Source organism: Kitasatospora sp. NPDC058046, assembly GCF_042885595.1.
In the GTDB taxonomy this organism is placed as follows: Bacteria; Actinomycetota; Actinomycetes; order Streptomycetales; family Streptomycetaceae; genus Kitasatospora.
Genome location: NZ_JBHVRS010000005.1, coordinates 339,619 through 358,478 on the forward strand (window position 1 = coordinate 339,619; position 18,860 = coordinate 358,478).

Consider the following 18,860-nt stretch of genomic DNA (forward strand, 5'->3'; position numbering starts at 1 on the left):
TCCGGATATTTTTGTGGTACAACCATACCATCAAACAGGGAGGGATCATGACCAGGACCAGCGTCGGACACTTCGTCAGCGAGCCGGCTCGGGCGAAGTTCCTTGAGGCGTACGACCGGGCGATGGAACTCTGGCCGGGCCCGCGCCGGGAACTCGACGTCGAGACCGCGTACGGGAGCGTCCACGTCCACCGCTACGGCGCGACGACCGGCGAGCCGATCGTGCTGCTGCACGGCCACGCCGGGCACCCGTCCAACTGGTACCCGCAGATCGCGGCGCTCGGCGAGCGGCATCCCGTCTACGCGATCGACACCCTGGACGACCCGGGCCGCAGCGTGCAACGCGTCGCCGCGGCCGGGTCGGAGGAGAACGCGGCCTGGCTCGGGGAGGTGCTGGCCGGCCTCGGGCTGGAGCGGGTCCACCTGGTGGGGGTGTCGTACGGCGGCTGGCTGGCGCTCAACCAGGCGATCCACGCGCCCGAGCGGCTGGCCTCGGTCACGCCGCTCGACCCGGGCGGGATCGAGAAGGTCCCCGCGCGGTTCTACGCCCACATGGTCGGCGGCCTGTTCGGCATGCTCGCCCCGCGCCCGCTCCGCCCGGCCGTCGGCCGGCTGCTGGCCAACCCGGCACTGAGCGCGCCGCGCGAGATGATCGCACCGCTGATGCTCGCCATGCGGAGCTACAAGCCGGGCAGCCGCCCGCCGGCCCGGCCCTTCACGGACGAGGAGTTGGCGTCGATCGAGTTGCCGGTGCTCGTCCTGGTGGGCAGGCGCAGTGCGCTGCTGCGGCCGCGCCAGGTGGTGGAGCGGGTCACCCGCCTGATCCCCGGCGTGCGGGCGGAGATTCTGGAACGTGCCGGGCATGGACTCAACCTGGAGCAGCCCGAGCTGGTCAACGAGCGCCTGCTGGCCTTTGTCGAGCGGGAGTAGGGGGGAGGTTCAGGCCGCAGCGGCATGGCTCACGGTGGCGGCCTCCGGCGGGGAGAGCCAGATCAGTCGGGCGGTGATGCCCGGCCGCCTGGAGAAGTGGCGCACGGCCCGCTCGGGCGAGGGGAGGGTCATCCGCGTCCGCCCATCGATACTGATCACGTGGCTCCGGCCGTCCGAGTCGGCGAGCCCCCAGGCCGCGACCCACCCGTCAGCGTCGTTGCCGCACACCTGGACGACGGCGAACAGCCGGGGTGCGGTGTCGAGCACGAGCCCGCACAGCTCCTGGTCGAAGGTCGGTTCGACCGGCGGGCGGAGCGTGGTCGGGCGGGAGTTTGGCGAGGGCGTAGCGCTCATGGAAGTCTCCTACATGTAGGGGAGTTGGACGCCGCGCTGCTGTCACCGCCGGCAGCGGGCATCCATGACGCAGAGTCAAAAGTAGCCAGTCGGTAGTATGTAGTCCACCGCCTTTGAGGAATCTGTATCACTACCACTCCCATGGGTGACGGGCGCCGACGATGGCGGCCGAGAGCGAGGAGACAGCGGATGCCGCCCAGCAAGACTCCGCCGAGCATCCGGCAGCGGCGACTCGGCGCGGAGCTGCGCCGGTTGCGCGAGCAGGCGGGACTCTCGGTCACACGAGCCGGGGAACTGCACGGCACCCCGCAGTCCCGCATCAGCAACATCGAATCCGGCGGGTACCCGGTGAGCGCGGACCGCGTACGGACCCTGGCGCGTCTCTACGGCTGCGCGGACGACGCCCTGATCGAGGCACTGACGCACATGACCGGCGGCCGCACGCGTGGCTGGTGGGAGGAGTACCGCGAGATCCTCCCGGCCGGAGCGCTCGACCTGGCGGAACTCGAGCACCACACGCAGACGATGCGGATCGTCTCAGTGGTCCACATCCCTGGTCTTCTCCAGACCCCTGAACATGCTCGTGCCCTGTTCCGGGACGTAGTCCCGCCGTTGTCCCCGCCCGAAGTGGAGCACCTGGTATCTCACCGCATCAAGCGACAGGCGGTGCTCTTCGGCGACCATCCGATGCCGCTGTCGGCCGTCGTCCATGAGACGGCCTTGCGTATGGGCTTTGGGGGCCGCAAGGTTGCCCGTGATCAGCTCGAATATCTGTTGACCATGAGTGAACACCCGCACATCGATCTTCGTGTCATCCCGTTCGGCACCGGTAGCTACCCCAGTTCCGGTGCCGGGATCGTGTACTTCGCAGCAGAGGTCGCGCGGTTGGACAGTGTCCAGGTCGATGGGGACCGATTCGAGTTCATTGACACCGAGCCGCAGCTGATCAAGTATCGAGCCGTATTGGATCGGCTGGAGGCGAGTGCGCTCAAGCCCGACGCGTCCCGCGACCTGATCCGCCGGACCGCCCAGAGCATGTGAGACGGGAAGAACCATGGCCGTTCAGAGCTGGCAGAAGTCCTCGTTCAGCGGCGACACCGCCAACTGCATCTACGTCTCAGCAGTTGCCGACGCCACTGTCCGGATTCGTGAGAGCGATGACCCCGACACCGTCCTCTCGACTTCGCCCGGCGCGCTCGGCGCACTCCTGTGCGGCGTCAAGGCCGGGGAGTTCGACCACCTGACGACGTGATCTGCGCGGTGTGCACCCTTCTGGCCCGTGCCCCAGGTGTCCTGGGACACGGGCCGGCGTCATTCCCCTTGCGTGCGTGAGAAGTCGGCCAGGTCGACTTCTCACGCACACCATCGGGTGGGGGGCGGTTGGGACCGGCTGGCGAGGGTCGCGGACTGGGCGCTGGGCTGTTGGTATGACGTTCGGACGGTTGGGCGCGCGGGTGGATCTCCGGGCGGTTAACGTCGGCCGCAATGCGTTCGTACGCCTATACGTCCTCAGACCGGAGGTTTCAGTGCAGCGGTGGATCATCCTGACGGTACTCACCTCGGCCCTCACCGGCCTCACCGGCGCCGCCGGGGCCGCCGTACCGGCCCGGGCCGACGAGCCGGTCCCCACCACCGTCACCCTCGGCGACGCCGTCATCGACCCCAAGCTCCCCGGCCGGGTCCGGGTGCAGGTCGAGTACCTCTGCTCGATCGCGGACGAGGCCCGCTCGCTCACCGTCTCCGTCGAACAGAAGGACCCGGAGGACAACACCGTCGTCGCCTTCGGCTCCAGCCGGACCGCGGAGGCGGACGTGATCTGCGACGGCACGCCGCAGACCCGGCAGGTCCTCGTCCAGTCCAAGACCACCAACTGGATCCCGGACGTCGACGCCATCCTGACCACCACCGTCTCCAACATCGGCGCCACCCCGTCGGCCGCCGCCGACTCCAAGCGGGCCAGGCTGCTCGCCACCCCCGCCTGATGCGGACCCTCCTCCGGGCCTCGGCCCTCCTGCTCGCCGCGGCCCCCGTACTGACCGGCTGTGTCAGCTCGTTCATGGTGCCGGGCCCGGAGGAGACCAGCAGTACCGTCGCGCCGCCGTCGCCATCCACGGCCCCGCCGTCGCCCAGCCCCTTCACGGGGACGGTGACGATCCGCGACTTCTCCTTCGAGCCCGCCGACTTCACCCTCAGCCCGGGCACGGCGGTCACCGTGACCAACACCGGCACCACCGCCCACACCCTCACCGCCCAGGACGGCACCTTCGACACCGGCCCGATCGCCCCGGGCGGCAGCGCGACGCTTATCGCTCCCACGCAGCCGGGCGGGTACTCGTACCTCTGTACGTTCCACCACTTCATGCGCGGGATTCTGACCGTGGCATGAGGGGCGCTTGCCCTACGCTCGTCCCCTGCACATGGGGACGGGGAGGGTACGAGGGATGGTCGACAGCACGTCGAACTCGGCGGACAGGGTGCACGGGACGGTCGTGCAGACCGGAAGCATCGGCGTTCTGAACATGGGCGGGAGTCAGCCCCCGGCCGTACCGGAAGGGGCCGACGAGTGGGTGAAGGCCGCTGCCGAGTCGCGTGTCTGGAAGCACGTCCGGGAGGACCGGGACGCCGAGCCGTACCGGTCCGTCGTCCTGAAGGCCGCCGGTGAACTGGCCCGGCTGCGGGACGAGACGGTGCTCGCCGAAGACCCGTGGCAGGACCCCGGGATCGCGGTGCGCTTTGCTTCCCGAGTCGACTGGCTGCTCGGCGACGATCGGCTCGACCTTTACCCGGCCGAGGCCGCGTTGCTGGCCGTCCTGCCGTTCCTCTACCGGGTCCGCTCGCTGCGCCTGACAGCGGTCCGCGCTTCTGTGCGTCCAACTGACCTCGCGCGCACACCTGATCCTGACCCCGACCGGGCGGCGTACGAGCAGTTCATCGAGTCCTACGACCTGCTCGTGGGCCGCACCCGAACCCGACCCGCCTCTGCCGCAACACTCGGCTGGTGGCTCTTCCATCGCTGGCTCGACCAGCACGAGGACCTCGCCGACCCCGAGGGCGTCCAGGAGATCGTCGACCAGTTGCCAATGCTCGCCGACCTCGGCGAGACCTTCGCCCTCAAGCGCGTCTGCGCCCTGCTGCACGGTCTCCGTCGAGGCCCCGATGTCGGCAACCGCGACTACCTGGCCGGCCTCAGCGCCGACGACCACCTGCGGGCCCCGGGCGAACAGCATGTCCGGGAGCCCCGGTTGGCGCTCCTGCTCGCGCTGGCGTACGGGACCGCCATCGAGATGACGGCGCTACCCGAGATCGTGGCCGAACACCTCGGCATCCCGCACGAGGTCGACCTCACCGAGCTGCGTCGGACCTTGGACGATGCCGCGTGGGGTGGCTCCTACGACCTGCCGGTACTACGCGCCGAGTGCCATCACGAGGCCGTGGTCGAAGGCCTGCGCGAGTACACCGCCCGGGCGGACGAACTCCTCCACGCCGTCCGCCGCGTCCTCACGACGCACCCACTTCCCACCCGCCTCACCTCCGACGAAGCCGCCCCCGCCGCCGGCGCCTTCACCGGCTGGGCACGCTTCCGCATGGACGAACGCAGGGTCCGCAGCCTGCTGATGGGCGTAGAGCTTTACCGGGACCGGGAGTTGGCCGTCAGAGAGCTCTACCAGAACGCCCTCGACGCCTGCCGCTACCGCCGCGCCCGCACGGAGTACCTGGACCGCACCAACCCCATCGCGACCTTCACCTACGACGGTCGCATCGAGTTCCGCCAGGGCGTGGACGAGAACGGCCGCGCCTACCTGGAGTGCCAGGACAACGGCGTCGGCATGGGGGAGGAGGAGTTGAGGGGCGTCTTCTCCAACGCCGGCGCCCGCTTCGCGGAGCAGCTGGACTTCAAGCTCGAACGCGCCGAGTGGCGCAAGGTCGACCCGCCCGTCGAGCTGCACCCCAACAGCCGCTTCGGCATCGGCGTGCTGAGCTACTTCATGCTCGCCGACGAGATCCGGGTCACCACCTGCCGTCTGGATGCCTCCGGCCAGTTGGGCCCGCGGTTGGATGTCTCCATCTACGGCCCGAGCCACCTCTTCCGCGTCACTAAGCGTTCGGATCAGGATGGCGAGCCCGGCACCACCGTGCGATTGTACTTGCGGGACGACATTGAGATGGCGGATTCGTGGTCGTGTGTAGATGTTCTCGAACGCCTCCTGGCCGTCGCAGAGTTCTCTACATCGGCGGTACGCGACGAGCGGAAAACGGTGTGGGAGGTCGGAGTTCTGAAGGCTCGCGAGGCACCTCAGGATGAAACCTTCGGCTTCAATGCCTGGGGCGGGATGACACCCTGGGCCCATGCCCCGGACGGCGTGCAGGTGGCCTGGTGCGAGTACGGCGGTGCTCTGCTGGTGGACGGCCTGGTGGTAGAGCCGGAAGTCGCCCGCGGGGTCATCACGATGCGCGGACTGCCCGGCGCAGTGGTGAACCTCACGGGAGGCCTGTCGCCGGGCAAGCTGTCCGTCGACCGCCGTCGCATCATCAGCGACCCGTCAGACACGGTCAGAGGGCTGTTGGAGGCTGCGGTGGCCGAGTTCGTGAGCGGCGACTCGGCCGTGCTGAGCATGGAGTGGATCCACCGGGTGACGAGGGAGAGCTACCAGTTCGCCGACTTGGTGGCTGTTGAGGTCATCCGGCAGGGACGACCGCTGAGTTTCGGCGGGGTCGACTACGACACTCGTCGTACCGGCTGCTTTCTCGCGGACGGTGACGTCCTCGCGTGGTTCGAGAAAGCGGATGAACCGGCCAGGGAGAGCGTTGTGGGAAGCCTTCCGGACAACGTGGCGCTCTGGCGGATATTGGCCCACGCACTGGAACCGTCATTGCCCGAGATATCGCAGATCTGCGCCGAGCTGATCGGGGAGAGGAGGGTGCGCCCGGCGATCCCCTCTGACATCGGCGTTCTGGCGCCGGTCATCAAGGACGACCTGAGGTCGTGGTCCTTGGCGCATCACGGCGATTGGCTCACGAAACTGTCCCGCGATCTCGGCGTCACGTCCGAGACCGCTCGTACCAGGGCCGCCGAGTTCGGTATTCCCCGTGAACGAGGTTCGCACTTCCGGGAGGAGGACGGCCGCCGGTTCGCACACGTCAGTGACCTGCTGATCATTGCCGATCTGCGGGGAATTCCAGCGGCCGCTGCGGCAGGTGTCTGGGAGGGTGCGGGCCGACAGGTCACCCGCGAGGTGCTGGATCTCGCCATCGCTGTCGACACCGATCCGATTTTCCTCTGGAAGCGTTCCGGGGGTGGAACGATTTGGGGTGGGCCGGAGCCGGGAAGCGAGGTCCCACTGGGATTCCTGGCCAAATCCGGTCGAGTGCACGGAATTCCGGTGGGACGAGTCGCCGAAGCCATGGCGAGGTACGGTCTTGAGGCGGATGTGAAGGGGCTGCCGCCGTTCCCCTCGGATGAGACCTTGATGTTGTTGAGCCGGAACCTCAACGGCACCGGGCCGTGGTTGACGCGGTCGAAAGGGATGCCGGTGGATCACCTTCTCTGGGCAGAGAAGGACTTGGGGATCGCGCCGGACCGGGCTGCCGAGGTGCTCGGGACCGCCGGGTTCAGGCTTCCGCGCATGCCGAAGGACGTGTGTCCGGCGGATCTGGAGCTGTTCATGGACAGGGGGCGGCGGATTGACGTGGCCGACCTGACCCTCAGGCGGCTGTTTGAGCTGCCCGGATTGAGGAACTGCTCACTGTACGAAGTCCTCGACCGCTTCAGGGCCTATGGCGTGGAGGTCCCGATCGTTCTGTCGGGCAAGCTCACTCGGTTGGACGAGGAGTTGTTCTCGCCCGACAGCGGAATGGACTGGGGAAACGTGCTGGTGGGGGACGTGGTGCCGTTCGCGCGTTTGATCATGGGGGCGCGAAAACTGCAACGTAGCCCTGGAGATCTGGCCCGCCATCTGAGGGCCCGCGGGATCGTGCCGTCGTGTGACGATCTGCCGGCCGGGCTCACGGTGAATGAGGCGGTTGACCTTCTTGCCGGAGGTCGGCCCTTGTCGATCGACATGCTGTGGGTCAGCAAGGTCGACCTGGCCAGGCTGCTTAAGGCGTCGCTGAGGACGGGGTACCCGATGGCTCGGATCGCCGAGTGGTACCGCGAGTGGGGCCTTAAGGCCCCCGACCCTGCCGAGCTGATCCGCGATGCCCTCGCCCGGGTGCCGATGGCCGACCCCTCCTGAGCACCGAATCCACCCGTGAACAGGGCTGCTGCAACGTGCCTCCTTGTTCTACAGTTCTGTAGAACATTACGCACGGCGATCGGGGACGAGCATGGACAGGCCGCTTCGGCTGCCGCAGCAGGATCGGGCGGACTTCGAGACGGAGCTCGGGCGGGCGCTCTCGGCGCCGGAGGTGCGGGCGGCGTTGCGGGCGAGTGGGGAGGAGGCCCGGGGGGTGGAGCGGTTGCGGCGGACGGCGCGGGAGAACGCGGAGTTCGTGCTGGCCGCGGCGGCGCCGGAGTACGAGCGGTACGCGGCGTTGCGGGCGGATGCCGATGCGGTGGCGCGGCTGCCGGTGGACGTGCCGGCCAGGGAGCGGGCGTCGGGGTGGTGGGGGGTGCTGGGGGTGGTGGTGCCGATCATCGCGGTGGGGGCGGCGGTGGTCTTCCTGCTGCTGGGTTCCGTGCTGGGGCTGGTCGAGGACATGGAGGTGCTGGCGCACGCGCTGGTGGATGCCGGGTGGGTGTCGGCCGGGGCGGGTGCGGTGAGTCTGCTGGTGGGCGGGCTGGGGTTGCTGGGGGCGGCCCGGGCGCGGGGGCCGGAGGCCGGGGAGGCGGCGGACGGGCCGGGGGAGCTGGTGCTGGCGCGGGATGCCTGGCGGTCGGCGCTGGCGGAGCGCGGGCTGGTGCCGTACCTGGTGGCGCAGGCGAGTGCGGCGCCTGGTCAGCGGCGCTGATCGAGTCTCGCCGTGCGGGCGGCGTCGACGAGGAGCTGGGCGGCGTCCGGGGGGATGGCCAGGCGGCGGGCGATCCAGGGCGCGGGGCGGCCGGCTCGGGCGAGCATCCAGGCGGAGTACAGGTGGCCGAGCTGGGGGGCGTTCTCGGCGAGCAGTATGGGGCGGACGGCCTCCATCGGGAAGCCTTCGAGGGCGCGGGCGCTGTACTCGCGGCCGTTGGGGCCGGGCGGGGGTAGCGGGAGTGGGCGGCGGAGGTCGATCCAGCGGCTGAGCAGGACCGCGCCGACCACCAGGAGGCCGGTGCCGGAGGCGCCGATCAGGATGCCGCCGATGACGGGGCGGTCGTCCTCCTCGGCCATGCCGAGGGCGATCTCCTCCAGGACGAGCAGGCCGAGCACGGTGAGCAGCACCGCGGCTTCGGCGGGGCGCGGGTGGGTCCGGGACGTCGTCATGCGGAACCTCTTCCTCGGCGGGGCGGCCGGGGGTTTCGGGCGGGCGCGGCGATTCACCTTCCGTACAACGGGCGGTGGGCGGCCCGGGGCACGCGTCACGGTTCAGGCGGTGAAATCGCGGATGAGAATTGACGGACCGTCAAGAAGGCGATGTGGACGGCTTGTTGGCCGATCGGGAAGGGCCGGCCGGATGGGCCGTCTGGCGGAGACTGCGACCGCACCTCCTTCCGGTCGGGCGCACCAGGGCGGTGCGTGCGTCGACGGGGCGAGGGGCCCGACCAGGGGTGGGCTTCGGGTCAGCATAGCCTGGGCATGCCAACTTCGACAGGCTTGTCGAAGTTGCGGAACCCGGGCTTGCGATGGCGTGCCCGGAGGTGTCCGACCGGCTACTTTGAGTACGGAGCTCCGCTTCCACGGCCGGCCTTCGCGGCAGGGTTCCACAGCGCCGGGTTCCGCGGCCGGGTTCCACGGCCGGGATTCACGGCGGTAGGGGAGGTCGGGGCCGATGGGGCTCACCAACCACAAGCTGCTGGCGCTGACGGCGCTGCTCGCGGTGTTCACGGTGCTCGGCACGCTGTGGGTCTGGCCCCGGCTGGCCGTCCGGAGCTGGCCCGCGATGTTCCTGCGGCTCGGCACCATCGCCGTCACCCAGCTGGCCCTGCTGGTCACGCTGGGGCTCGCCGTCAACGACTACTTCGTGTTCTACAGCAGCTGGTCCGACCTGCTGGGGCGCGAGCACGGCGCGGGGGTGATCCGGGGGACGGGCGGCGGTACGGGGACGGGCGGCGGTACGGCGGCGGGCGGCGGCACCGGTGCGGGCGCGGCCGGCGTGCAGGTGCTCGGCCCGGCGGAGATCACCGGCGCGGGGGCGGTCGGCAGCGATCCGGCCCGGATCGGGCGGCTCGACCGGGTGCGGCTGCCCGGGGCGACCACCGGGCTGAGCTCCGACGGCTACGTCTACCTGCCGCCGCAGTACTTCCAACCCGGCGGCGAGGCGCGGCACTTCCCGGCCGTGCTGGTGCTGACCGGCTTCCCCGGCGACGCCGCCAACCTGGTCACCAAGCTGCGCTACCCGGCGGCCGAACTCGACCTGCTGCGCAAGGGGTCGATGCAGCCGACCGTCCTGGTGCTGATGCGGCCCTCGCCGACCATGCCCCGGGACAGCGAGTGCGAGGACATCCCGAACGGGCCGCAGGCGCAGCGCTACTTCACCACCGACGTGCCCGCCGACCTGCGGGCCTCCTACCGGGTGCTGGACGGCACCGGCAGCCTGGGGATCGTCGGCGACTCGACCGGCGGCTACTGCGCGGTCAAGCTGGGCATGGAGCACCCGCGGACCTTCCCGGCGGCCGTCTCGCTCTCCGGCTACTTCAAGGCGGCGGAGGACGTCACGACGGGCGACCTCTTCGCGGGCGACCCGCGGCGCCGCGCCGAGGCCGACCTCGACTGGCGCCTGGCCCACCTGCCGATGCCGCCCCTGGCGGTGCTGCTCGCGGACAGCAAGGAGGACGGCAGCACCTACGCCGACTCCAGCGCCTTCGCGGCGGCGGCCCGTCCGCCGCTGGTGGTCGACCAGGAGACGGTCGACACCGGCGGCCACAACTTCACCACCTGGGGCCGGCTCATCCCGCCCGCCCTCGGCTGGCTGAGCGCCCACCTGCGCGTCCCGGAGTAGAGCAAGTGGGCGTCAGCAGAAGGTCGGTGACGATCTGTCAGCGGGCCAGCAGGGGGAGTGGCGCGCCGGTGCGGGCCGGGAGTTCGAGGCGGGTGAGGAGGGCCGAGGGCGAGACCTCGACCACCCGGCAGCCGGCCCGGTGGCGGCAGTGGCGGGCGACCGAGCCGTGCCGCAGGCGGTCCAGGCGGCGGCGGGTGGCGGCGCCGAGGACGAGCAGGTCCGCCGGGCCGGTGACGGCGCCGACCAGGGCGGGGCCGGGCTCGGCGTTGACCACCAGCGGGTGGATGACCAGGTCGGACGGGTAGCCGCCGTAGGCCTGGTCGAAGGCGACGTCGAGGCGTCGCCGGGCGGCGTGTTCCAGTTCGGAGAGCGGCCGTAGGCCGTCCCGCTCGTTGGCGGCCCAGGCGGCCACGGGCACCAGCACCGCCTGGTGCCGGGCCGCCTCGCCGACGGCGTGGTAGAGGGCGGCCAGACTGCTCAGTGATCCGCTCAGGCCGACGATCACTCGGGTGGTCCCGGTCATGGCCGTTCGCCTCCGTCTCTCCGGCGGCTCTCTCCATCGGGCTCCGCCGGTTCGGAACTCCTTGCTTCGGATGTCTCCAGTGAACCCCGGAACGGAGCCGTCCGTACCGCCGCTGACACCACCATGACGCAGGTCGCCCACATTTTGACAGCGCTCTGACGGGCCGGTCGGGATCCCCCGGCCGATCGTTCAGCCCAGCCCCGGGACGAACTGGACCAGCAGGTCGATCGCCTTGATGCCGAGGAACGGCAGCACCAGCCCGCCCAGTCCGTACACCCGCAGGTTGCGCCGGAGCAGGTCGGTCGCGGAGGCCGGCTGGTAGCGCACGCCGCGCAGGGCGAGCGGGATCAGGGCGACGATGATCAGCGCGTTGAAGATGATCGCGGAGGCGATCGCCGAGGTGGGGCTGTGCAGCTCCATGATGTTGAGGTGGTGCAGCCCGGGGTAGGCGTTCGCGAACATCGCGGGGATGATCGCGAAGAACTTGGCCACGTCGTTGGTGATCGAGAAGGTGGTCAACGCACCCCGGGTGATGAGGAGTTGCTTGCCCACCCGGACGATCTCGATCAGCTTCGCCGGATTGGAGTCGAGGTCGACCATGTTGCCGGCCTCCTTGGCGGCCGGGGTGCCGGAGTTCATCGCGACGCCGACGTCGGCCTGGGCGAGGGCGGGGGCGTCGTTGGTGCCGTCGCCGGTCATCGCGACCATGTTCCCGGCGGCCTGTTCGCGCCGCAGGTGGGCGAGCTTGTCCTCCGGGGTGGCCTCGGCGAGGAAGTCGTCCACCCCGGCCTCGGCGGCGATGGCGCGCGCGGTCAGCGGGTTGTCCCCGGTGACCATGACGGTACGGATGCCCATCCGCCGCAGCTCGGCGAAGCGTTCGGCGATGCCCTCCTTCACCACGTCCTTGAGCTCGACCACGCCCAACGCCCGTGCGCCGTGCCGGTCGTGGACGGCGACCAGCAGCGGGGTGCCGCCGGCCCCGGCGATCCGGTCCACCAGCGGCTCGGCCTCCGCCGGCAGCCGCCCGCCGGAGTCCGCCACCCAGCGGGCGACGGCGTTCGCCGCGCCCTTGCGGACCAGGCAGGTGGTGCCGTCCGGCCAGGTGAGGTCGACGCCGCTCATCCGGCTGTGGGCGGTGAACGGTACGGGCTGCTGCTCGCCGAGTTCGCCGGGGGAGCGCGGCGGCACCCAGTACTGACGGTTCGTCAGTTCGACCAGTGACCGCCCCTCCGGTGTCTCGTCCGCGACGGAGGCCAACTGGGCGGCCTCGGCGAGCTGTTCGGTGGTCGCCCCGGGCAGCGGATGCAGGGCGACGGCCTGTCGGTTGCCGTGGGTGATGGTGCCGGTCTTGTCGAGCAGCAGCACGTCCACGTCCCCGGCGGCCTCCACCGCCCGGCCGGAGAGGGCGACCACGTTGCGCTGCACCAGCCGGTCCATCCCGGCGATGCCGATCGCGGAGAGCAGCGCGCCGATCGTGGTCGGGATCAACGCGACCATCAACGCGACCAGCACGATGGTGGTCTGGGGCGCGTGCGCGTAGACGGCCATCGGCTGGAGCGAGACCACCGAGAGCAGGAAGACGATGGTCAGCGAGGCCAGCAGGATGTTGAGCGCGATCTCGTTCGGCGTCTTCTGCCGGTCGGCGCCCTCGACCAGGGCGATCATCCGGTCCACGAAACTCTGCCCGGGGCGGGAGGTGACCCGGACGACCAGGTGGTCGGAGAGCACCCTGGTGCCGCCGGTGACGCCGGTGCGGTCCCCGCCGGACTCGCGGACGACGGGAGCCGACTCCCCGGTGATCGCCGACTCGTCGACCGTGGCGACGCCCTCGACCACCTCGCCATCCCGCGGGACCACCTCGCCGGCCGGGACGAGCACGATGTCGTGCACCATCAACTGCTCGGCGGGGATGACCTCGTGGCGGTGGTCCCGGGTGCCGACCCGCCAGTGCAGCAGCCGCCGGGCGGTGGTGGCGGACTGGGCGCGGCGCAGCGACTCGGCCTGCGCCTTGCCGCGGCTCTCCGCGACGGCCTCGGCGAGGTTGGCGAACAGCACGGTCAGCCAGAGCCAGAAGGAGATCACCCAGGCGAAGACGCCCGGGTGGAGGACGGCGCTGATCGTGGTGAGCGCGGAGCCCGTCTCCACCACCAGCATCACCGGGTTGCGCATCATGGTGCGCGGGTGGAGCTTGCGGACGGCGGCGGGCAGCGCCTCGGCCAGCTGGCGGCGGGTGATCAGCCGGCGGCGGCCGCCCGGCGAGGTGGGCCGGTGGCTCGGCGGCGGCTCGGGCGCGGGGGCCGCGGTGCGCTCCGGGCGGCGGAACCAGTTCTGCTGGTCGGGGGTGTTGTCCGGGGTGGTGAGGGCCGAACGGCGCATCGTCTCGGGGGACCTTCCGGGCCGCCCCGGTTCGTCGGGGGCGGCGGGTTCGGGTGGGGCTGCGGGGACGGCGGACAGCCCACCACCGGAGAACCGGGGGACATGCCGCTCTTGACACAGGATTGGCGGCGAAACCCCCGTCCTTGACGGAGCTCTGACACCGCCGCCGGACGGCTGTCAGGAAGGCGTCAAGGACGGGCCCCGGGCCGTACGCCCTGCGTCAAGGGCGGGTGCGGTCGGTGTGCGGAGGGTCTCCACTGGAGGGGTGCGGCCGCCCGGGCCGTCGTCTGGAGGGATCCCGCCATGACCACTGTCACCGCCGTCATCGACGTCGACGAGCCGCTGGAGCGGACGGTCCGCCTCGTGCCCGCCGCCTGGCGCCGGGACCGGCCCGAGCCGCCGGAACCGTCCCCGGCCGCCGACCGGGACCGCACCCGCCCGGCGAACTGCCGCTTCGCGATGCACTACGAGGACTGACACCCGTCAGGGCGTCCGCCGCCCACGCGCCCACCCAGAGGAGCAGCCGCCATGACCCAGCTCATCGCCCCGCCCGTCCCCACCACCCCCGGGACCGCCCCTGGAGCCGTCTCCGCCGACGTGCTCGGCGGCCCCTGGCCGGCCACGGCGCGGCCCGGCCGGGGAGCCGATCTGCTGATCGGCGGGGTCGGGCTGGCCGAGGCCGCCGAGCGGTTCGGCACCCCGCTGTACGTGCTGGACGAGGCCGAGGTCCGGGGGCGGGCCCGGGCGTACCGGCGGGCGCTGCCGCACGCCGAGGTGCTGTACGCGGCCAAGGCCTTCCTCTGCAGCGCGATGGCCGACTGGGTGGAACAGGAGGGGCTGGGCCTGGACGTCTGCTCGTCGGGCGAGCTGTGGCTGGCGGTCTCGGCCGGCTTCCCGGCGCAGCGGATCCTCCTGCACGGCAACGCCAAGTCCCCGGAGGAACTGCGGCTGGCGCGGCGGCTGCGGGTCGGGCGGATCGTCATCGACGGCCCGGCGGAGATCGCGCGGCTGGCCGCCCTGGTGGCCGCCGACACGCCGCAGAAGGTGCTGGTCCGGATCGTCCCGGGGATCGCCGCCGGACACCACGCGGCGGTGCGGACCGGGGTCGGCGGGCAGAAGTTCGGCTTCCCCGTCGAGGGCGGCGACGCGGCCGACGCGATCGCCCGGGTGCTCGACCAGCCGGGGCTCGAACTGGCGGGCCTGCACTGCCACCTGGGCTCGCAGATCACCTCGGTCGAGCCGTACCTGGAGGCGGTGGACGCGGTGGTGCGGCTGCTCGCCGAGACCCGGGACCGGCACGGCGTCGAACTGCCCGAACTGGATCTCGGCGGCGGCCACGGCATCAGGTACCTGCCCGGGGACGAGGAGTTGGACCTCGCCGAGTTCGCCGTCCGGGTCACCGACCGGCTGGCGGTGCGCTGCGCCGAGGCCGACCTGGACGTGCCCCGGCTGATCGTCGAACCCGGCCGCGCGATCGCCGGACCGGCCGCCGTGGCGGTCTACCGGGTGCTGTCCGTCAAGCACACGGCGGACGGCCGCTGCTTCGTCGCGGTGGACGGCGGCATGAGCGACAACCCGCGCCCGGCCCTCTACGGATCGCCGTACACGGTGCGGCTGGTCGGCCGCCGCTCGGAGGCGGGGGACACGCGGGTCGACGTGGTCGGCCGCCACTGCGAGGCCGGGGACGTGCTCGTCCGCGACGCCGCACTGCCCGCCGACCTGCGCCCCGGCGACCTGCTGGCGATGCCGGCGGCCGGCGCCTACCAGCTGTCCATGGCGTCCGGCTACAACCTGGTCGGCCGCCCGGCCGTGGTCGCGGTGAAGGACGGCCGGGCCCGCCTGTTGATCCGGCGCGAGACGGTCGAGGACTTCCGCCTGCGCGAGGTCGGCCGCTGACGGCGGACGGCGGCTGTGTGGGAAGTCGGCCCGGCCGACTTCCCACGCGGGACCGGGCAGGTTCGCCGTCAGCCGCTCGCGGAGGCCCCCGGGCCGGCGCCGCGCGGGACGCAGGGGGCGACGACGGTCAGGTGCAGGGTGTCCGGCGCCGTGCCGGGATCGCCCATCACGACCGAGGCGGTGAACCTGTTCGCGTCGTTGGACAGGTCCAGCCGCTTGTCGTCCCTGTGCTCGACGGAGAACCCGTCCTGCTTCAGCCGCTGCCGTACCGCCTCGAAGACGCCGGGCACCTTCGGCCCGGGAATCCCGTGCAGGTCGTACGAGATGTACGGCATGTACGTCTGGGTCGAGCCGATCGGCCCGGCCTCGCACGCGTCCTTGTCCACCAGCGGTGCGGGGATCTGTACGGCCTCCCGGTCGGGAAGCACCGCGAGCGCGTCGGAGGAGTACGCCCTGACCTTCTCCTCGGCCTGCCCGAGGTCCATCGACGGGGTGTCCTTCCCGCAGGCGGAGAAGGCCAGGAGGCCCACCGCGAGCAGGCACAGCAGGGCGGCAGCCACGGACGCTCCGCGCGGCACGGTCCTCGATGATCGGCTCATGCGACTGGCTCCCCCGCGATGACCTGACCGAACGCCTTCCAGGACGGCGTCCTGGCGTTCCAGTAGTGGTCGTGGTCGGTGTTCTGGGACGGCAGGTGCTGGGCACCGAAGGCGGGGTTCATCGGGTCGCGCCCGAAGCGTAGGCGATAGTCGTCACCGGCGGGGTTGTAGTTGCCGGGGGCGAAGGGGTCGGGTGTCCAGTCGGTGATCGAGTCGTCGCCGCCGAGTACCGCGTACACCTTGGACGGGTCCATCTTCGTTCCCTTCCCCAGGTCGACGTTGAGGTCGCCCGCCTTGTCGACGCCGACGCCGGGGCTTCCGGCGAAGACCACGCTGTCGACGGGCAGTCCCTTGTCGCGCATGGTGTAGCCGACGACCGTGCTGCCGTAGCTGTGTCCGATGATCGTGTTGTGGGACGGCGCCCCCTGGTGGGTGGCCCGCAGGCCGGACTGGAAGTCGTAGAGGTTCTGCTCCGCGTCCTTGGCGTATCCCTCGTAGGCCGCGTCCGGGACCGGCTGCGTGAAGCTGGGCCTGGCCGACTGCGGTGCCGTGTAGTTCACGTAGGCGATCGTGGAGACCTTGCTGCCGGGACTCGCCTGGATGGCGCTGCGGTACATCTCCTTCGACTTGTCCATGGTGCCGTCCACCCCGCCGAGCCTGGACTCGGTGCCCGGGACGAAGGTGGCCACGTGGTCCGCGGTGTCCGGGTTGTTCAGCGCGAGGATCGCCCGGCCTCCCGGCGCCGCAGCGTCGAGCTTGAGCAGGAACGGCTGCGGGTCCTGTGCGGTCACGGGCTTGTCCAGCCGGTCCTGGATCGCCTTGAGGCCCTTCAACTTGTCCTGCACGACGTCGTGTTGGGCCTGCCAGGCGATGTGCTCCGGATTCCTGGCGACGCCGTACGGGGTTCCCACGGTCGCGGGGGGCTCGGACTTGTCGAGGTCGTCGAGCTGCTTCTGGAGGTCCGTCCGGGCCTGGGCCAGGTTCAGGCGGTTCGCCTGGTCGCGGGCGACAGCGGGGACGCCGTCGAGGTTGCCGACCTGGTCGGGGTGCTCGTGGAGGAACTTCTGCTGCTCGCTCTCGGTGAGGCCGTCCCACCACTTCTTGACGCTGTTCGGGTCCGTCCCCGCCGGTGGAATCTGCTCGCGGGCGGTTTCGGCGGCCACGTCCTTCGCCACCGCGGCGGCGTCCAGGCCGGTGCCGTTGCTCGCGTTGGTCGCCAGGTGGTTCAGTCGCGCGCTGATCTCCTGGTCCGCGTGGGCGGCTTCGTTGAGCGCGGCGGTGATGCGGTTGCTGATGGCGATCGCCGTCGTCTCGGCGCCGGTGCCCGCGAAGTTCGGGGACGTGGGCTCCTTGTCCCAGGTGATGCCGCCGTCCGGGGCCACCGTGAGCTTCGCGGTCTTGGCGTCGTCGAGGGCGTAGACCAGGTGGGCCTGGGCCAGCGCGAACTGTTCGGCGGCCTTGGCGAGCGCTTTGCCGATGAGGTCGAGCTCCTGCTTGGCGGACTGGAGTTCGGTGCCCAGGAACCGGATCCGGGCCTGGGCGTGGTCGGAGGCGGTACCGGTCCAGTGCGAGTTGGCCAGTCGGTCGGCGACCTCGTGCTGCCAGGACTCCACGTGCTGGCCGAAGGCCGAGTAGAGCCTGTCGAAGGCGTTCTTCGCGATGGTGATGTTGTTGATGTTGGCGTCGTAGAGGGTCTTGATGTCCATCGGCTACTGGGCCTTCCCGCCGGTCGGGGTCAGCACGGTGCCGAAGGGATCGGGTTCGTCCGCCGTCGCCGCTCCGCCGTCCTGGCTCTTCAGGTGCCCGTGGATGTCCTTCTCGACCTGCCGGTAGTAGCCGGCGGAGGTGGCGAGCTTGGCGCCGACGTCGCTCATGTCGCTGCCGAGCTTGTCCAGCAGCGTCTTCCAGTTGGCGCCGCAGTCGCGCACCGCGGCGGCCGTGAGCCAGCCCTTCAGGGTTCCGGCGGCCTGGTTGCACGGCTCCGTGATCTTCGAGGTCTCGCCCGGTACGAGACCTCCTATGTGTTGTGCGCTCTGTCCGCAGCCGTCCAGTTCGGCTGGGTTGACCTTGAACTGCAAGGCCGCATCAGGATCTGCCACGGTTCCCCCCGGTGGTCCGGACCCGGCGTACTGGCCGGCTCCTTGATCATGTGGTGATCGATTTTATCGGAGTGATGATCCTTTTCGGGCAGGTGGTGATCGGATCCAACCGGTCGGGGCCTTGCCGGCGAGGGCGAAAATGCAGGTGAAAGGGCTCGGCGGCCGCCGGTAGGGTCCGCGCGTGACGAACTGGCGTGAGATCTACGAGAACGACTGCGAACTTCCCCCGGGGCGTGGGCTGGATGAACTGACCGCGGAGTTGGCGGTGGCTCTGGGGGATCCGGACCCGGAGGTCAGGGACGGTTACCCGTACGCGGTGCTGGACGCCTGGATACGGGGCGGGGTGATCGACGGTGAGGGGTGTCTGGCGCTCGGGGACCTGATGGCGGGGCGCTTCAGCGATCCGCGGATCGAGGCCAGGACGTTCGCCCCGCTCGTCCTGAAGATGATCGTGGGTCAGGGGGTGCTCAGGCCGTCGTGGCTCGACGCGTTCGCCGGCTGGTACCGCGCGGAGGCCGACCTGCGGGGCCGTGACGACGCGCTCGGGTGGCTGCACGCGGTGGCGCACGGGGCGGACCTGCTGGGGGCCTTCGGGCTGCGGCCCGAGGTCGACCCCGAACCGCTGCTCGCGCTCGCCGCCGAGCGTCTGCTGGCCCCGACGGAGTACCTGTTCGCGGAGCGGGAGGACGACCGGCTCGCCAAGGCCGTGGCCCTCGTCCTCACCCGCCCCGACCTGACGCCGGAGGGGTCGACCGCCTGGCTGTCGCCGATCGCCGAGGCCCTCGCCCCGTACGAGCGCGGGCCGATGCCGGTCTGGGCCTCCAACACCGTCCGCACCCTGCGAGCCCTGTATGTGCTGGCGGACCTCGGTGTTTCGGTTGAGCGCGGGGGCCGGCCCGTCCCGCTCGTCCACGGTGAGGTGGTCAAGGCCCGGGTGGCCGAGGTCCTGCGCCCGGTGCTCCCGTAGCGCCGCGCGGCCGGGAGCGCGAGAAGTCGGCCCGGCCGACTC

The 18,860-nt window shown here is 71.0% G+C and carries 18 protein-coding genes; 11 read left to right on the forward strand and 7 right to left on the reverse strand.

Annotated features, from left to right (window positions below):
- The first annotated feature begins 47 nt into the window (after nucleotides 1–47).
- Nucleotides 48–929 (forward strand): alpha/beta fold hydrolase, encoded by an 882-nt coding sequence (locus tag ACFVU7_RS13790; RefSeq protein WP_388045142.1) that lies wholly within the window; start codon nucleotides 48–50, stop codon nucleotides 927–929.
- A gap of 9 nt (nucleotides 930–938) precedes the next feature.
- Here ACFVU7_RS13790 and ACFVU7_RS13795 read toward each other — a convergent pair whose 3' ends face one another.
- Nucleotides 939–1,283 carry a hypothetical protein gene (locus ACFVU7_RS13795; protein WP_387823271.1) on the reverse strand — a complete coding sequence of 115 codons (345 nt, stop codon included), beginning with the start codon at nucleotides 1,281–1,283 and terminating at the stop codon, nucleotides 939–941.
- Nucleotides 1,284–1,472: 189 nt separating this feature from the next.
- Here ACFVU7_RS13795 and ACFVU7_RS13800 point away from each other — a divergent pair, with 189 nt between their 5' ends.
- From ACFVU7_RS13800 to ACFVU7_RS13825, 6 genes are all read left to right on the forward strand, one after another.
- On the forward strand, nucleotides 1,473–2,324 hold the full coding sequence (locus ACFVU7_RS13800) for a helix-turn-helix domain-containing protein (RefSeq protein ID WP_387823274.1): 852 nt from the start codon (nucleotides 1,473–1,475) through the stop codon (nucleotides 2,322–2,324).
- Nucleotides 2,325–2,337: 13 nt separating this feature from the next.
- Nucleotides 2,338–2,535: a DUF397 domain-containing protein gene (locus ACFVU7_RS13805; RefSeq protein ID WP_387823277.1), complete on the forward strand. Its 198-nt coding sequence runs from the start codon at nucleotides 2,338–2,340 to the stop codon at nucleotides 2,533–2,535.
- Nucleotides 2,536–2,809: 274 nt separating this feature from the next.
- Complete coding sequence (locus ACFVU7_RS13810) at nucleotides 2,810–3,265, forward strand: hypothetical protein (RefSeq protein ID WP_049650061.1); 456 nt, start codon at nucleotides 2,810–2,812, stop codon at nucleotides 3,263–3,265.
- Nucleotides 3,265–3,669, forward strand: coding sequence for a cupredoxin domain-containing protein (locus ACFVU7_RS13815; protein ID WP_387823280.1), 405 nt, complete (start codon nucleotides 3,265–3,267; stop codon nucleotides 3,667–3,669). The genes ACFVU7_RS13810 and ACFVU7_RS13815 overlap by 1 nt, the downstream gene beginning before the upstream one ends.
- A gap of 55 nt (nucleotides 3,670–3,724) precedes the next feature.
- Entirely contained in the window at nucleotides 3,725–7,516 is a 3,792-nt protein-coding gene (locus ACFVU7_RS13820; RefSeq protein ID WP_387823283.1) for an ATP-binding protein, read from the forward strand.
- A 91-nt stretch (nucleotides 7,517–7,607) separates the two neighbouring features.
- Nucleotides 7,608–8,231, forward strand: a complete 624-nt coding sequence (locus tag ACFVU7_RS13825; protein WP_117487038.1) for a hypothetical protein — start codon at nucleotides 7,608–7,610, stop codon at nucleotides 8,229–8,231.
- Here ACFVU7_RS13825 and ACFVU7_RS13830 read toward each other — a convergent pair.
- Nucleotides 8,219–8,683 carry a hypothetical protein gene (locus ACFVU7_RS13830; protein WP_049650058.1) on the reverse strand — a complete coding sequence of 155 codons (465 nt, stop codon included), beginning with the start codon at nucleotides 8,681–8,683 and terminating at the stop codon, nucleotides 8,219–8,221. The genes ACFVU7_RS13825 and ACFVU7_RS13830 overlap by 13 nt on opposite strands.
- A 505-nt stretch (nucleotides 8,684–9,188) precedes the next feature.
- Between ACFVU7_RS13830 and ACFVU7_RS13835 the strand changes: the two genes are divergently transcribed.
- On the forward strand, nucleotides 9,189–10,358 hold the full coding sequence (locus tag ACFVU7_RS13835; RefSeq protein ID WP_388045144.1) for an alpha/beta hydrolase: 1,170 nt from the start codon (nucleotides 9,189–9,191) through the stop codon (nucleotides 10,356–10,358).
- 37 nt (nucleotides 10,359–10,395) lie between these two features.
- Here the strand turns inward: ACFVU7_RS13835 and ACFVU7_RS13840 are convergent, their stop codons facing one another.
- Nucleotides 10,396–10,881, reverse strand: a complete 486-nt coding sequence (locus tag ACFVU7_RS13840) for a universal stress protein (protein ID WP_049650056.1) — start codon at nucleotides 10,879–10,881, stop codon at nucleotides 10,396–10,398.
- Nucleotides 10,882–11,070: 189 nt separating this feature from the next.
- A complete protein-coding gene (kdpB, locus tag ACFVU7_RS13845; RefSeq protein ID WP_388045146.1) occupies nucleotides 11,071–13,257 on the reverse strand; it encodes a potassium-transporting ATPase subunit KdpB in 2,187 nt (728 codons plus the stop codon).
- Between the two features lie 303 nt (nucleotides 13,258–13,560).
- Here kdpB and ACFVU7_RS13850 point away from each other — a divergent pair, with 303 nt between their 5' ends.
- A complete protein-coding gene (locus ACFVU7_RS13850; protein WP_375874815.1) occupies nucleotides 13,561–13,734 on the forward strand; it encodes a hypothetical protein in 174 nt (57 codons plus the stop codon).
- Nucleotides 13,735–13,785: 51 nt separating this feature from the next.
- Complete coding sequence (lysA, locus tag ACFVU7_RS13855) at nucleotides 13,786–15,153, forward strand: diaminopimelate decarboxylase (protein WP_388045148.1); 1,368 nt, start codon at nucleotides 13,786–13,788, stop codon at nucleotides 15,151–15,153.
- A 68-nt stretch (nucleotides 15,154–15,221) separates the two neighbouring features.
- Here lysA and ACFVU7_RS13860 read toward each other — a convergent pair whose 3' ends face one another.
- Genes ACFVU7_RS13860 through ACFVU7_RS13870 form a run of 3 tightly spaced genes read right to left on the reverse strand, consistent with a single transcriptional unit; the run spans nucleotide 15,222 to nucleotide 17,851 of the window.
- On the reverse strand, nucleotides 15,222–15,713 hold the full coding sequence (locus tag ACFVU7_RS13860; RefSeq protein ID WP_388045150.1) for a hypothetical protein: 492 nt from the start codon (nucleotides 15,711–15,713) through the stop codon (nucleotides 15,222–15,224).
- 35 nt (nucleotides 15,714–15,748) lie between these two features.
- On the reverse strand, nucleotides 15,749–17,458 hold the full coding sequence (locus ACFVU7_RS13865; protein WP_388045151.1) for an alpha/beta hydrolase: 1,710 nt from the start codon (nucleotides 17,456–17,458) through the stop codon (nucleotides 15,749–15,751).
- A 3-nt stretch (nucleotides 17,459–17,461) separates the two neighbouring features.
- On the reverse strand, nucleotides 17,462–17,851 hold the full coding sequence (locus ACFVU7_RS13870; RefSeq protein ID WP_388045152.1) for a hypothetical protein: 390 nt from the start codon (nucleotides 17,849–17,851) through the stop codon (nucleotides 17,462–17,464).
- Between the two features lie 181 nt (nucleotides 17,852–18,032).
- Between ACFVU7_RS13870 and ACFVU7_RS13875 the strand changes: the two genes are divergently transcribed.
- A complete protein-coding gene (locus ACFVU7_RS13875; RefSeq protein WP_388045154.1) occupies nucleotides 18,033–18,818 on the forward strand; it encodes a DUF2785 domain-containing protein in 786 nt (261 codons plus the stop codon).
- Nucleotides 18,819–18,860: the final 42 nt, after the last annotated feature.

Coding starts and splice junctions, on each gene's coding strand:
- ACFVU7_RS13830 (WP_049650058.1), bottom strand. CDS start 8,683: ATGACGACGTCCCGGACCCACCCGCGCCCCGCCGAAGCCGCGGTGCTG.
- ACFVU7_RS13790 (WP_388045142.1), top strand. CDS start 48: ATGACCAGGACCAGCGTCGGACACTTCGTCAGCGAGCCGGCTCGGGCG.
- kdpB (WP_388045146.1), bottom strand. CDS start 13,257: ATGCGCCGTTCGGCCCTCACCACCCCGGACAACACCCCCGACCAGCAG.
- ACFVU7_RS13795 (WP_387823271.1), bottom strand. CDS start 1,283: ATGAGCGCTACGCCCTCGCCAAACTCCCGCCCGACCACGCTCCGCCCG.
- ACFVU7_RS13825 (WP_117487038.1), top strand. CDS start 7,608: ATGGACAGGCCGCTTCGGCTGCCGCAGCAGGATCGGGCGGACTTCGAG.
- ACFVU7_RS13805 (WP_387823277.1), top strand. CDS start 2,338: ATGGCCGTTCAGAGCTGGCAGAAGTCCTCGTTCAGCGGCGACACCGCC.
- ACFVU7_RS13850 (WP_375874815.1), top strand. CDS start 13,561: ATGACCACTGTCACCGCCGTCATCGACGTCGACGAGCCGCTGGAGCGG.
- lysA (WP_388045148.1), top strand. CDS start 13,786: ATGACCCAGCTCATCGCCCCGCCCGTCCCCACCACCCCCGGGACCGCC.
- ACFVU7_RS13840 (WP_049650056.1), bottom strand. CDS start 10,881: ATGACCGGGACCACCCGAGTGATCGTCGGCCTGAGCGGATCACTGAGC.
- ACFVU7_RS13835 (WP_388045144.1), top strand. CDS start 9,189: ATGGGGCTCACCAACCACAAGCTGCTGGCGCTGACGGCGCTGCTCGCG.
- ACFVU7_RS13820 (WP_387823283.1), top strand. CDS start 3,725: ATGGTCGACAGCACGTCGAACTCGGCGGACAGGGTGCACGGGACGGTC.
- ACFVU7_RS13865 (WP_388045151.1), bottom strand. CDS start 17,458: ATGGACATCAAGACCCTCTACGACGCCAACATCAACAACATCACCATC.
- ACFVU7_RS13815 (WP_387823280.1), top strand. CDS start 3,265: ATGCGGACCCTCCTCCGGGCCTCGGCCCTCCTGCTCGCCGCGGCCCCC.
- ACFVU7_RS13800 (WP_387823274.1), top strand. CDS start 1,473: ATGCCGCCCAGCAAGACTCCGCCGAGCATCCGGCAGCGGCGACTCGGC.